Below are 12717 nucleotides of genomic sequence, written 5' to 3'. Positions count from 1 at the left end.
ATTAATTGAAAAATTACATTGTTACAGCTTCTCCACCAGCAGCTTCAATAGCAGCTTTTGCAGTAGCAGTAAATTTGTGAGCGGTTACTTTTAATTTTGCTGTCAATTCACCTCTACCTAAAATCTTAACGATTTCATTTTTAGTAGCTAAACGATTAGCAACATAAACTGTCATATCAACAGTATCTTTAATAACACCATTATCAACTAATAGTTGAAGTGTATCAAGATTTACACCTTCGTAATCTTTACGATTGATGTTTGTAAAACCAAACTTAGGTACACGTCTTTGAAGAGGCATTTGTCCCCCTTCAAAACCAATCTTTTTAGAATAACCAGAACGAGATTTGGCTCCTTTGTGACCTCTTGCAGAAGTACCACCTTTTCCAGAACCTTCTCCTCTACCTAACCTTTTATTTTGATTGTGTGTAGCACCTTCAGCAGGTTGTAAGTTACTTAAATTCATAACAGTATTTGTTATTTAGCTTCTTCAACAGAAACTAAGTGTTTAACTTTATTTATCATCCCAAGGATTGTAGGGTTTGAATCATGCTCTACAACTTGTCCCATTTTACGTAGACCTAAAGCTTCCAAACCTCTCTTTTGAGTAAGAGGACAGTTGATTTTGCTTCTAACTTGTTTTACTAATAATTTAGCCATAATTTCCTTGAATTAACCTTTAAAAACTTTTTCTAAAGAAACGCCTCTTTGTTTTGCAACAGTATAAGCACTTCTCATTTGTAATAAAGCATCAAAAGTTGCTTTTACCACGTTGTGAGGATTTGAAGATCCTTGAGATTTAGATAATACATCATGAATTCCTACTGATTCAAGAACTGAACGAACAGCTCCACCAGCAATAACTCCTGTACCATGAGAGGCAGGAATTAAGAATACACGTGCACCACCAAATTTACCTTTTTGTTCGTGAGGAACTGACTGACCATTCAAAGGAATTTTTACTAAATTTTTCTTAGCATCTTCTACTGCTTTCGCAATTGCTTCAGAAACATCTTTAGATTTTCCTAATCCGTGTCCAACCACTCCGTTTTCATCACCTACAACTACAATAGCAGAAAAACCAAAAGCTCTACCACCCTTTGTAACCTTAGTAACACGATTTACACTTACCAAACGATCTTTTAATTCAAGACCACTTGGTTTTACTAACTCTACATTCTTGTATTTACTATTAGACATACTATATTAGAATTTAAGTCCAGCCGCTCTTGCGCCTTCCGCTAATGATTTAATACGTCCGTGATATAAATAACCTCCTCTATCGAAAGTTACTACGTCTATCCCAGCTTTTAAAGCTTTTTCAGCAACTAGTTTTCCAACTGCTGTAGCAACTTCAATGTTCGTACCGTTACCTATTTCTTTTTCTCTTGAAGAAGCCGCCAATATAGTAACTCCGTTTACGTCATCAATAAGTTGCGCGTAAATTTCTTTGTTACTTCTAAATACAGATAGTCTTGGATTAGTAGCAGTACCACTAATTGTTTTTCTAATTCTGAATCTAATTCGTTGTCTTCTTTCAGGTTTTGTTAATGACATAATCTTATTTTTTAAGCTGATTTACCTGCTTTTCTTCTTAATACTTCCCCTACAAACTTAACACCTTTTCCTTTATACGGCTCAGGCTTACGGAAACCTCTGATTTTCGCAGCTACTTGCCCTAAAAGTTGTTTGTCAAATGATGTTAATTTCACGATAGGGTTTTTACCTTTTTCAGATATTGTTTCTAAAGTCACTTCTGGAGCAATTTCTAAAACAATATTGTGAGAATAACCAAGTGCTAAATCTAATTTTTGTCCTTGATTTGAAGCTCTGTAACCAACTCCTACCAATTCTAATGACTTAGTAAAACCATCTGTTACACCGATAATCATGTTATTGATCAAAGATCTATACAAACCGTGTTTTGCTCTTTGGTCTTTGTGATCAGAAGATCTTTCTACTTGAACTAGATCCCCTTCAACTGTAACAGTAACGTCCGAAAACTCCTGAGTTAGTTGACCATTTTTTCCTTTTACTGTAATAATACCATTTGCAACTTCAACAGTTACACCAGCAGGGATTACAACCGGACTTTTACCTATTCTTGACATCTTATTATAGTCTTTAAATTAGTATACGTAACAAATTACTTCACCACCTACATTCAATTGCTTCGCTTTTTTTCCTGTCATCAACCCTTTAGAAGTAGATACAATAGCGATGCCTAATCCATTAAGGATTCTAGGAATGGTAGAAGAACTTGAATATTTACGTAAACCTGGTTTACTAATTCTTTGGATATCTTTAATTACGGACTCTTTAGTATCTTTATCATACTTCAAAGCAATTTTGATTGAACCCTGAACAGCGTTGTCTTCAAATTTGTAACTCAAGATATAACCTTGATCAAATAAGATCTTAGTTATTTCTTTTTTTAGATTAGATGCAGGAATCTCAACGACTTTGTGGTTTGCAGCCACAGCGTTTCTAACTCTCGTCAAATAATCTGCAATAGGATCTGTATACATGTGTATTGATTTGCGGCAACGGTTTTCGACAAAGTATTTGTCGAACCTGAAACCAATTTATAAATTTCTATAATCACAAATTTCAAATTACGAATTACTTTTTAAAAGGTAATTCATAATTTGAAATTCATAATTGAATTTTACCAAGATGCTTTTTTAACACCTGGTATCAATCCGTTATTTGCCATTTCACGAAATGTAACACGTGAAAGACCGAATTGACGCATATACCCTCTTGGTCTACCTGTTAATTTACAACGATTGTGCAAACGAACTGGTGAAGCATTTTTTGGCAACTTTTGCAAACCTACGAAATCTCCAGCTTCTAACAAAGCTTTTCTTTTCTCAGCATACTTAGCAACTGTTTTTTCTCTCTTAACCTCGCGGGCTTTCATTGATTCTTTAGCCATGTCTTAATTCTTTTTAAAAGGTAAACCTAGTTCAGCCAATAATGATTTTGCTTCCTTGTCTGTTTTTGCAGTAGTTACAAAAGAAATATCCATACCTGAAATTTTGTTAACTTTATCAATATCAATTTCCGGGAAAATGATTTGCTCCAAAACTCCAAGGTTATAATTTCCTCTTCCATCAAAACCAGTAGCTTTAATACCACTGAAATCCCTTACACGTGGTAAAGCTGAAGTAATAAGTCTATCTAAAAACTCATACATTCTTTCTCCACGCAAAGTAACTTTTGCTCCAATAGGCATCCCTTTTCTCAATTTGAATGACGCAACGTCTTTCTTTGAAATAGTAGATATTGCTTTCTGTCCAGTAATCTTTGTCAACTCATCAACCGCGTAGTCGATTAGTTTTTTATCAGATACAGCTGCACCAACTCCTTTACTTAAAACGATTTTTTCCAATTTTGGAACTTGCATTACGTTTACGTATCCGAATTCCTCTTTAAGAGCAGCAATTACTCTGCTCTTATATTCTTCTTTTAGTCTAGGTATATACTCCATTACTATAGTACTTGATTAGATTTTTTTGAAAATCTTACTTTCTTATCTCCTTCTACTCTAATACCAACTCTTGTTGTTTCCTTAGTTTTAGGATCTATTAAAGAAATATTAGATATTTGTATAGAAGCTTCCTTCTTTACGATACCACCTTGAGGGCTTTTTGCACTTGGTTTCGTATGTTTCGATACCATGTTAACACCTTCAACAATCGCTTTGTTTTTCTCACGGTAAACACGTAATACTTTACCTTCAGCACCTTTATGGTCTCCAGCAATTACTCTTACTATATCACCTGATTTTATTTTTAGCTTTATCATCTTAAAACGAATTAAAGCACTTCTGGTGCTAATGATACAATTTTCATGAATTGTTTTTCACGAAGTTCTCTTGCTACCGGACCAAAAACACGAGTTCCTCTCATTTCACCAGCAGCATTCAATAACACACATGCGTTGTCATCAAACCTAATGTATGAACCATCGGCTCTTCTTACTTCTTTTTTGGTACGTACAACAACTGCAGTTGAAACAGCTCCTTTTTTAACGCTTCCGTTGGGAGCAGTATCTTTGATAGAAACTACAATCTTGTCACCAACAGAGGCATACCTTCTTTTGGTACCTCCTAAAACACGGATAGTTAAAACTTCCTTTGCTCCAGTATTATCTGCTACTTTTAGTCTTGATTCTTGTTGTACCATAATTATTTAGCTCTTTCTAAGATTTCAACTAACCTCCAACATTTGGTTTTACTTAAAGGACGCGTTTCGCTAATCCTTACCGTATCTCCAATGTTACAGTCGTTCATTTCGTCGTGTGCGTGATACTTTTTAGTTTTCAACACGAACTTACCGTATAATGGGTGTTTTACTTTACGCACTTCTGCAACAACAATAGATTTATCCATTTTGTCCGAAGTTACAACACCAACTCTTTCTTTTCTTAAATTTCTTTTTTCTTCCATCTTTCAGCAGACTACAGTTATTGTCTTTTAGTAAGTTCAGTAGCTAATCTTGCAACTGTTCTTCTTACACTTCTAATTTGAAGTGGGTTCTCAATTGGTGAAATAGCGTGAGCCATTTTTAGATCAGCGTATGTTTTCTTAGTTTGGCTAAGCTTTTCTTGCAACTCTGCTGCAGAAAGATCTTTTATTTCTGATTGTTTCATAATATAATATAGATTATGCTTCGAAATCTCTAGCAACGACGAATTTAGTTTTTACTGGAAGCTTTTGAGCTGCAAGACGTAACGCCTCTTTAGCAACTGACAAAGGAACTCCTCCAACTTCAAACATAATCCTTCCGGGTTTAACAACGGCAGCCCAATACTCAACTGCTCCTTTACCTTTACCCATACGTACCTCAAGAGGCTTCTTAGTAATTGGTTTGTCTGGAAATATTTTGATCCATAACTGCCCTTCTCTTTTCATAAAACGAGTTGCAGCGATACGTGCAGCTTCTATTTGACGAGAAGTTAAGAACATTCCATCTTCATGTACAGATTTAATACCAAACATTCCATTAGAAAGTTCATGTCCTCTTTGAGAATTCCCTTTCATTTTACCTTTTTGTACCTTACGGTATTTTGTTCTTTTAGGCTGTAACATTTTTCTTTAATTTAAAAATTTACTTTCGTTTACGAGCGTCTGGTTTACCACCTTTATTAAAAGGCTTTCTGTCTCCTCTAGGAGAATCGCCACCTTTACCACCAACACCAGATTGTTTTTTGTCCATTCCGGCAAGTGGAGAAAGATCTCTCTTTCCATAAACTTCACCTTTCATGATCCACACTTTGATCCCCATTCTACCATAAGTAGTATGAGCTTCTGCCAAAGCATAATCAATATCAGCTCTGAAAGTTGATAGAGGAATTCTACCTTCTTTGAAACCTTCTGAACGAGCCATCTCAGCACCATTCAAACGACCAGAAATCAAAACTTTGATACCTTCTGCGTTCATACGCATAGAGGCGGCAATTGCCATTTTGATTGCACGTCTGTAAGAAATTCTGCTTTCGATTTGACGACAGATGCTGGTAGCAACTAGATACGCGTCAAGCTCAGGTCTTTTGATTTCAAAGATGTTGATTTGAACCTCTTTGTCAGTAACTTTCTTAAGTTCTTCTTTCAACTTGTCTACCTCTTGTCCACCTTTCCCGATAATAATACCCGGTCTGGCTGTAGTGATAGTAACGGTTACAAGTTTCAAAGTTCTCTCGATGATTACTTTTGATACACTAGCTTTTGATAAACGAGCATGGATGTACTTTCTGATTTTATAATCTTCGGCAAGTTTATCACCGTAATCATTTCCACCATACCAGTTTGAGTCCCATCCTCTGATGATACCAAGTCTATTTCCAATTGGATTTGTCTTTTGTCCCATCTTTATTAAATTGCTTGTGTGTTATTAATAGATCCAAGCACGATTGTAACGTGATTAGAACGTTTTCTTATTCTGTGTGCACGACCTTGTGGAGCTGGACGAAGTCTTTTCAACATCATTCCACCATCTACTGTAATCGTTTTTACAAATAAACCTGCTTCTTCCATATTAGCGTCAGGGTTTTTTGCTTGCCAGTTGGCAATTACAGACAAAACCAATTTTTCTAATTTTCTTGAAGCTTCTTTAGAACTAAATCTTAAGATGTTCAATGCTCTTTCTACCTTCTGACCTCTTACCAAGTCCGCTACTAAGCGCATTTTTCTAGGTGAAGTGGGGCAGTTATTCAATTTTGCGAAAGCAATAGACTTATTAGCCTCTTTTCTCGCATCTGCTGTTTCTCTTTTACGAACTCCCATTGCTTCTTATTTTTTACCTTTATTTTTTGCTCCAGCATGACCTCTAAAAGATCTAGTTGGTGAAAATTCTCCTAATTTGTGACCTACCATGTTTTCTGTTACGTAAACTGGCACAAATTGACGACCGTTATGAACTGCGATAGTTTGCCCAACAAAGTCTGGAGTAATCATAGAAGCTCTAGACCATGTCTTAACAACTCCTTTATTTCCACCTGCAATGTTTTCTTGAACTTTCTTGTCTAACTTATAATGAACGAAAGGTCCTTTTTTTAATGAACGTGCCATATCTTATTATTTCTTTCTACGTTCTACGATATACTTGTTACTCGGGTTTTTCTTAGAACGAGTTCTATAACCTTTTGCTGGTATTCCATTTCTTGAACGTGGATGTCCACCAGAAGAACGACCTTCACCACCACCCATTGGGTGATCGACAGGGTTCATCGCTACAGGTCTTGTTCTAGGTCTTCTACCTAACCATCTTGTTCTACCAGCTTTTCCTGATACAACTAATTGATGGTCTGAATTAGAAACCGCTCCAATTGTAGCCGAACAAGTCAACAAGATCAATCTTGTCTCACCAGAAGGCATTTTGATTGTTGCGTATTTTCCATCTCTTGCCATTAATTGAGCAAATGTTCCAGCAGAACGAGCTATTACAGCTCCTTGACCTGGTCTCAATTCGATACAAGAAATAACAGTTCCTAAAGGAATTCTGCTCAACGGTAATGTATTCCCAATTTCGGGTTGAGATTCTGGACCAGAAACTAATTTCTGACCAACTTTCAATCCGTTTTGAGCAATAACATACGTTTTCTCTCCATCAGCATACGCTAACAAAGCGATAAATGCAGTACGATTCGGATCATACTCAATTGATTTTACCGTAGCAGGAATTCCTTCTTTAGTACGTTTAAAATCAATGATACGATATCTCTGCTTGTGACCACCACCCGTATAACGCATGGTCATCTTTCCTTGACTATTTCTACCACCAGAGTTTTTTATCGGCGCTATCAAAGAGCGTTCCGGCTTATCAGTTGTAATGGCGTCATAACCATTCACAACTCTAAATCGCTGACCTGGGGTAATAGGTTTTAATTTTCTTACTGACATTTTTCTATCTTAGATATTGTTGTAAAAATCAATTGTTTCTCCTTTTTGTACTTGAACAATTGCTTTTTTAGTTGCATTCGTCTTTCCACTTATTAAACCACTTTTAGTGTATTTAGTAGTTCTATCTGGCCTTACATTCATCGTATTGACACTTAAAACAGTTACTCCATAAGCAGCCTCAACAGCTTTCTTAATTTGCACTTTGTTTGCTTTTTTATCAACAACGAATCCGAAGCGGTTTAAAACTTCACTTTCTTTGGTTACTTTTTCCGTTACTATAGGCTTAATTATGATGCTCATATCCTATTATTTACTTAAATTTTCTTCAATTATCTCCAAAGAACTCTCTAAAAGCACTAAATTATTAGCATTTAATATAGCATAAGTACTTAGTTCTAAGCTACTTACTACGCTAGAGCCTTTTAAATTGCGTGACGACAAATATACATTTTTATTTACATCACCCAACACAAACAGGGATTTTTTATTTTCTAACTCTAAAGCTTTCAAAACGTTGATGAAATTTTTAGTGTTTGGTGTTTCAAAATTAAAGTCTTCAAGAACGATAATATTCGATTCTTTAGCTTTAATAGAGAAAGCAGATTTTCTAGCCAAACGTTTCAAGCTTTTATTCAATTTAAATGAATAGCTTCTTGGTCTTGGTCCAAAAACTGTTCCACCACCTTTAAACAATGGATTCTTTGCACTACCCGCACGAGCAGTACCAGTTCCTTTTTGTTTTTTAATCTTACGCGTACTTCCCGCTACTTCAGCTCTTTCTTTAGCTTTGTGCGTTCCCTGTCTTTGATTAGCAAGATATTGCTTAACATCAAGGTATACTGCGTGATTGTTTGGTTCTATACCAAATACTGAATCAGAAAGTTGCACTTTTCTTCCAGTATCTTTTCCGTTGAAATCTAATACTTTTGCTTCCATTACTTCTGAATGATTACATAAGAGTTGTTACATCCAGGAATACATCCTTTAATAACAAGTAGGTTCTTTTCAGCCACTACTTTTAAAACTCTAAGGTTTTGAACTTTTACATTGTCTCCTCCCATACGTCCAGCCATACGCATTCCTTTGAATACTCTGGATGGATAAGAAGACGCTCCTACAGAACCCGGCGCTCTTAAACGGTTGTGTTGACCGTGAGTTGCTTGACCAACACCACCAAAACCGTGACGTTTAACAACCCCTTGAAAACCTTTACCTTTAGATACACCTTGCACATCTACAAATTCTCCTTCAGCAAAAATAGAAACATCAATAAGATCCCCTAATTTTTGTTCTGTTGCGAAATCTTGGAATTCAACGACTTTTTTCTTAGCTACAGTTCCCGCTTTTGCAAAGTGACCTAAAGCCGCTTTTGTGGAATGTTTCTCGTTTTTGTCATCGAAACCAAGTTGCAACGCTTCATACCCGTCAACACCTTTGGTTCTGACTTGGGTAACAACACATGGTCCAGCTTCGATTACTGTACAAGGAATATTCTTCCCGTTTTCGTCGAAAATGCTAGTCATGCCGATTTTTCTACCAATTAACCCAGACATAATTATTAATTATTAATTATTAAATATAAATATAGAACGCAGCTTTTAACCAAATCCTATTTTTTAAGTGGGTGCAAATGTATAACTTATTTACACACAAACCAAAAAAATAATTTTCGATTAAAAACAGCGTCCTTTTCTTACTAGTAAGCTACTTAAACTTTGATCTCTACTTCAACACCGCTAGGCAATTCCAGTTTCATCAAGGCATCAATAGTTTTTGATGAAGAGGAATAAATATCAATCAATCTCTTGTATGACATTACTTCAAATTGCTCTCTTGCTTTTTTGTTAACGTGTGGAGAACGTAATACTGTGAAAAGTTTTTTGTGAGTTGGTAATGGTATTGGACCTGTAACAACTGCTCCTGTACTTTTAACTGTTTTTACAATCTTTTCAGCAGACTTGTCTACTAACATGTGATCGTAAGATTTTAGTTTTATTCTGATTTTTTGACTCATTTTCTTAAAGATTAAGCGTTTCCTTTTGCTTTTTTGATAACTGCTTCCGAAATATTCGAAGGAGTTTCAGCGTAATGTGAAAATTCCATTGTTGATGTTGCACGACCTGAAGATAAAGTTCTTAAAGTAGTAACATAACCAAACATTTCTGATAATGGCACATCGGCTTTAATGGTTTTAGCACCCGCTCTATCACCCATATCATTTACCTGACCTCTACGACGGTTGATATCACCTACGATATCTCCCATGTTTTCTTCAGGTGTAATCACTTCCATTTTCATGATTGGCTCTAATATAACAGCACCAGCTGCTTTAGCTACCTCTCTATACCCCATTCTTGCTGCAAGCTCAAAAGAAAGTGCATCAGAATCCACAGGGTGGAAAGACCCATCCAATAAAGTTACTTTCAAACTATCTACTTGATATCCTGCTAAAGGACCAGTTTTCATAGCTTCTCTAAAACCTTTTTCTACAGATGGTATATATTCTTTAGGAACGTTACCACCTTTGACAGCATTAACGAACTGCAATCCAACAGGAGCTTTACCATCAACTTCATCAGCTGGCTCTAATCTAAATACGATATCACCGAATTTACCACGACCACCAGATTGTTTCTTGTACGTTTCTCTGTGTTGAGCAGATTTTGTAAATGCTTCTTTGTATTCAACTTGAGGCTCACCTTGGTTTACTTCAACTTTGAATTCACGTCTCATTCTATCAACTAAGATGTCCAAGTGAAGCTCACCCATACCTGAGATAATAGTTTGCCCAGAAGCCTCATCTGTTCTAACCGTAAATGTAGGATCCTCTTCAGCTAATTTAGCCAAAGCCATACCCATTTTATCTACGTCAGCCTTAGTTTTAGGTTCAATTGCAATACCAATAACCGGTGCTGGAAATTTCATAGACTCAAGAATAATTGGGTGTTTTTCATCACACAACGTATCTCCAGTTTTGATATCTTTAAATCCAACTGCCGCTCCAATATCACCCGCTTCGATATAATCGATTGGATTTTGTTTGTTTGCATGCATTTGGTAAATACGAGAAATTCTTTCTTTATTTCCTGAACGTGTGTTCAAAACGTAAGAACCCGCATCTAAACGTCCTGAGTAAGCACGGAAGAAAGCTAAACGACCTACGAATGGGTCAGTAGCAATTTTGAAAGCTAAAGCAGCAAATGGCTCTTTAACATCGGGCTTACGCAATATTTTAGTTTGATCTTCTTCTAACAATTCAGCATCATCAGGATGAATTCCTTCAATACCATCTTTATCCATTGGAGATGGCAAATATTTACATACTGCATCTAACATGAATTGAACTCCTTTATTTTTAAAAGAAGAACCAGCAATCATAGGAATGATAGCCATATCCATTACAGCAGCTCTCAATGCAATATTGATTTCTTCCTCTGTAATAGAGTTTTCATCTTCCATGAATTTTTCAAGTAAAGTCTCATCATAATCAGCTACTGCCTCAATAAGAATCGATCTGTACTCCTTCACTTCTTCAAGCATATCCTCTGGAATAGGCACAATATCATACGTTGCTCCTAAACCTTCTTCATGCCATACTATAGCTTGATTTTTAACTAAATCCACAACACCTCTGAAATCATTTTCTTCACCAATAGGCAAAGTGATTGCAACTGCGTTTGATTTCAACATATCTCTTACTTGTTGACAAACCATCAAAAAGTTAGATCCTTGTCTATCCATTTTATTAACGAATCCAATACGTGGCACCCTGTATTGATCTGCCAATCTCCAGTTCGTTTCTGATTGTGGCTCAACACCATCAACAGCACTAAATAAGAAAACCAAACCATCAAGAACACGCAAAGAACGGTTTACTTCAACTGTAAAGTCAACGTGTCCCGGTGTATCGATAATATTGAAGTGATAAGGAGCTGTTTCAGATAAAACTTTACCTTGTTCAGTTGGAAAATTCCATTCACAAGTTGTAGCTGCAGAAGTAATTGTAATACCTCTTTCTTGCTCTTGTGCCATCCAGTCCATTGTTGCAGCACCATCGTGTACTTCACCAATTTTGTGTGATTTTCCAGTGTAGAATAATATACGCTCTGTTGTTGTTGTTTTACCAGCATCAATGTGAGCAGCAATTCCTATGTTTCTTGTATATTTTAGATCTCTAGCCATTTCTTAAGAATTAAAATCTAAAGTGAGAGAATGCTTTATTAGCTTCTGCCATTTTGTGAGTATCCATTCTTTTCTTAACAGCAGCTCCTTCTTCTTTAGCCGCAGCTAAACATTCTGAAGCTAACCTCTGAGCCATCGATTTTTCGTTTCTTCTTCTAGAATAAAGAATTAACCATTTCATCGCCATAGAAATTTTTCTGTCTGGACGAATTTGCATCGGAATTTGGAATGTAGCTCCACCTACTCTACGACTACGTACTTCTACGTGAGGCATAACATTGGTTAAGGCATCTTTCCAAATTTCTAATGATGGTTTCTCCGCATCTTGTTTTTTAGACTCAATGATGTCAATTGCATCATAAAATACTTTAAACGCTGTCGATTTTTTTCCATCCCACATTAAGTTGTTCACAAAACGTGTTACCAGTTGGTCATTAAACCTAGGATCTGGTAAAAGTGGTCTCTTCTTTGCCGCTCTTTTTCTCATGTCTTTTTTTTAATAAAACGTCATACTAATATAGTCGCGACGAATCGCGGCTTTACAAGAATAACTTTTTAAATTACTTTTTTGCTTCTTTTGGGCGTTTTGCTCCGTACTTAGATCTTCTTTGCGTTCTTCCTGCTACTCCTGACGTATCAAGGGCACCACGAACGATGTGATATCTAACTCCTGGTAAATCTTTTACCCTTCCACCCCTAACTAATACTATCGAGTGCTCTTGTAGATTGTGTCCTTCACCAGGGATGTAGGCATTTACTTCATTACCATTTGTCAAACGTACACGCGCTACTTTACGCATTGCAGAGTTTGGTTTTTTTGGTGTTGTAGTGTAAACACGCGTACAAACCCCTCTTCTTTGAGGACAAGAATCTAAAGCAACCGATTTACTCTTCTTAGTTATCTGAGTTCTTCCTGTTCTTACTAATTGTTGAATTGTTGGCATAATTAATACTAAAAATTTCTTATTATATTAAATTCCCGCTTTTTACGGGGTTGCAAATGTAGAAAATATTTTTTATTCTACAAACGTTAATCCACTAATTTTCAATAAGATTATTTTATCATTCGATTTTAATCGCAAAAAGCAGATATTTACATTCTATTTAATAAAACAAAATTCACTTGAAGC

The 12717-nt window shown here is 36.1% G+C and carries 24 protein-coding genes; all 24 read right to left on the bottom strand.

Going from position 1 to position 12717, the window contains the following annotated elements:
• Nucleotides 1–13: 13 nt before the first annotated feature.
• The 24 genes from rplO to rpsL all read right to left on the bottom strand — a co-directional run bounded on the left by rplO (nucleotide 14) and on the right by rpsL (nucleotide 12531).
• Nucleotides 14–466, bottom strand: coding sequence for a 50S ribosomal protein L15 (gene rplO / locus EKM01_RS03200; RefSeq protein ID WP_126451843.1), 453 nt, complete (start codon nucleotides 464–466; stop codon nucleotides 14–16).
• An 11-nt stretch (nucleotides 467–477) separates the two neighbouring features.
• Nucleotides 478–660, bottom strand: a complete 183-nt coding sequence (rpmD, locus tag EKM01_RS03195; RefSeq protein WP_027310825.1) for a 50S ribosomal protein L30 — start codon at nucleotides 658–660, stop codon at nucleotides 478–480.
• A 12-nt stretch (nucleotides 661–672) separates the two neighbouring features.
• Nucleotides 673–1200, bottom strand: a complete 528-nt coding sequence (gene rpsE, locus EKM01_RS03190; protein ID WP_035668102.1) for a 30S ribosomal protein S5 — start codon at nucleotides 1198–1200, stop codon at nucleotides 673–675.
• Between the two features lie 6 nt (nucleotides 1201–1206).
• Nucleotides 1207–1557, bottom strand: a complete 351-nt coding sequence (rplR, locus tag EKM01_RS03185) for a 50S ribosomal protein L18 (protein ID WP_113636694.1) — start codon at nucleotides 1555–1557, stop codon at nucleotides 1207–1209.
• An 11-nt stretch (nucleotides 1558–1568) separates the two neighbouring features.
• Nucleotides 1569–2111, bottom strand: coding sequence for a 50S ribosomal protein L6 (gene rplF, locus EKM01_RS03180; protein ID WP_126451841.1), 543 nt, complete (start codon nucleotides 2109–2111; stop codon nucleotides 1569–1571).
• Between the two features lie 18 nt (nucleotides 2112–2129).
• Entirely contained in the window at nucleotides 2130–2528 is a 399-nt protein-coding gene (rpsH, locus tag EKM01_RS03175; protein WP_066081018.1) for a 30S ribosomal protein S8, read from the bottom strand.
• Nucleotides 2529–2668: 140 nt separating this feature from the next.
• Nucleotides 2669–2938, bottom strand: a complete 270-nt coding sequence (rpsN, locus tag EKM01_RS03170) for a 30S ribosomal protein S14 (RefSeq protein WP_007136553.1) — start codon at nucleotides 2936–2938, stop codon at nucleotides 2669–2671.
• 3 nt (nucleotides 2939–2941) lie between these two features.
• Nucleotides 2942–3493, bottom strand: coding sequence for a 50S ribosomal protein L5 (gene rplE, locus EKM01_RS03165; RefSeq protein ID WP_126451840.1), 552 nt, complete (start codon nucleotides 3491–3493; stop codon nucleotides 2942–2944).
• A gap of 2 nt (nucleotides 3494–3495) precedes the next feature.
• Entirely contained in the window at nucleotides 3496–3810 is a 315-nt protein-coding gene (gene rplX, locus EKM01_RS03160) for a 50S ribosomal protein L24 (RefSeq protein ID WP_035668111.1), read from the bottom strand.
• Nucleotides 3811–3821: 11 nt separating this feature from the next.
• Complete coding sequence (gene rplN, locus EKM01_RS03155) at nucleotides 3822–4190, bottom strand: 50S ribosomal protein L14 (protein ID WP_026717863.1); 369 nt, start codon at nucleotides 4188–4190, stop codon at nucleotides 3822–3824.
• A 2-nt stretch (nucleotides 4191–4192) separates the two neighbouring features.
• Complete coding sequence (gene rpsQ / locus EKM01_RS03150) at nucleotides 4193–4453, bottom strand: 30S ribosomal protein S17 (RefSeq protein WP_066081027.1); 261 nt, start codon at nucleotides 4451–4453, stop codon at nucleotides 4193–4195.
• Between the two features lie 17 nt (nucleotides 4454–4470).
• Nucleotides 4471–4656: a 50S ribosomal protein L29 gene (gene rpmC, locus EKM01_RS03145; RefSeq protein ID WP_091203666.1), complete on the bottom strand. Its 186-nt coding sequence runs from the start codon at nucleotides 4654–4656 to the stop codon at nucleotides 4471–4473.
• Between the two features lie 13 nt (nucleotides 4657–4669).
• Nucleotides 4670–5095 carry a 50S ribosomal protein L16 gene (gene rplP / locus EKM01_RS03140; RefSeq protein ID WP_007803637.1) on the bottom strand — a complete coding sequence of 142 codons (426 nt, stop codon included), beginning with the start codon at nucleotides 5093–5095 and terminating at the stop codon, nucleotides 4670–4672.
• Between the two features lie 19 nt (nucleotides 5096–5114).
• Complete coding sequence (gene rpsC, locus EKM01_RS03135) at nucleotides 5115–5873, bottom strand: 30S ribosomal protein S3 (RefSeq protein WP_126766785.1); 759 nt, start codon at nucleotides 5871–5873, stop codon at nucleotides 5115–5117.
• Between the two features lie 5 nt (nucleotides 5874–5878).
• Nucleotides 5879–6289 carry a 50S ribosomal protein L22 gene (gene rplV / locus EKM01_RS03130; RefSeq protein ID WP_007136561.1) on the bottom strand — a complete coding sequence of 137 codons (411 nt, stop codon included), beginning with the start codon at nucleotides 6287–6289 and terminating at the stop codon, nucleotides 5879–5881.
• Nucleotides 6290–6295: 6 nt separating this feature from the next.
• Nucleotides 6296–6574: a 30S ribosomal protein S19 gene (gene rpsS / locus EKM01_RS03125; protein WP_007136562.1), complete on the bottom strand. Its 279-nt coding sequence runs from the start codon at nucleotides 6572–6574 to the stop codon at nucleotides 6296–6298.
• Between the two features lie 6 nt (nucleotides 6575–6580).
• A complete protein-coding gene (gene rplB, locus EKM01_RS03120; protein ID WP_059114053.1) occupies nucleotides 6581–7405 on the bottom strand; it encodes a 50S ribosomal protein L2 in 825 nt (274 codons plus the stop codon).
• A 9-nt stretch (nucleotides 7406–7414) separates the two neighbouring features.
• Nucleotides 7415–7705: a 50S ribosomal protein L23 gene (gene rplW / locus EKM01_RS03115; RefSeq protein WP_126451837.1), complete on the bottom strand. Its 291-nt coding sequence runs from the start codon at nucleotides 7703–7705 to the stop codon at nucleotides 7415–7417.
• A gap of 6 nt (nucleotides 7706–7711) precedes the next feature.
• Nucleotides 7712–8341: a 50S ribosomal protein L4 gene (gene rplD / locus EKM01_RS03110; protein WP_091173690.1), complete on the bottom strand. Its 630-nt coding sequence runs from the start codon at nucleotides 8339–8341 to the stop codon at nucleotides 7712–7714.
• The gene (gene rplC / locus EKM01_RS03105; RefSeq protein WP_126451836.1) at nucleotides 8341–8958 is read right to left on the bottom strand and encodes a 50S ribosomal protein L3; all 618 of its coding nucleotides are present in this window, start codon (nucleotides 8956–8958) and stop codon (nucleotides 8341–8343) included. Before rplC ends, rplD begins: the two co-directional genes overlap by 1 nt.
• A 155-nt stretch (nucleotides 8959–9113) precedes the next feature.
• The gene (gene rpsJ, locus EKM01_RS03100; RefSeq protein WP_011963470.1) at nucleotides 9114–9419 is read right to left on the bottom strand and encodes a 30S ribosomal protein S10; all 306 of its coding nucleotides are present in this window, start codon (nucleotides 9417–9419) and stop codon (nucleotides 9114–9116) included.
• Between the two features lie 11 nt (nucleotides 9420–9430).
• Nucleotides 9431–11587: an elongation factor G gene (gene fusA / locus EKM01_RS03095; RefSeq protein ID WP_126451835.1), complete on the bottom strand. Its 2157-nt coding sequence runs from the start codon at nucleotides 11585–11587 to the stop codon at nucleotides 9431–9433.
• Nucleotides 11588–11597: 10 nt separating this feature from the next.
• The gene (gene rpsG, locus EKM01_RS03090; protein WP_035668130.1) at nucleotides 11598–12074 is read right to left on the bottom strand and encodes a 30S ribosomal protein S7; all 477 of its coding nucleotides are present in this window, start codon (nucleotides 12072–12074) and stop codon (nucleotides 11598–11600) included.
• Between the two features lie 73 nt (nucleotides 12075–12147).
• Entirely contained in the window at nucleotides 12148–12531 is a 384-nt protein-coding gene (gene rpsL, locus EKM01_RS03085) for a 30S ribosomal protein S12 (RefSeq protein ID WP_007136570.1), read from the bottom strand.
• Between the last annotated feature and the right edge of the window lie 186 nt (nucleotides 12532–12717).

Origin of the sequence: Flavobacterium sp. RSP46, from assembly GCF_003984825.1 — a bacterium.
Taxonomy (GTDB): Bacteria; Bacteroidota; Bacteroidia; order Flavobacteriales; family Flavobacteriaceae; genus Flavobacterium.
The sequence above is the reverse complement of the archived record's forward strand: the minus strand, read 5'-3'. Positions and strand labels throughout refer to the sequence as shown.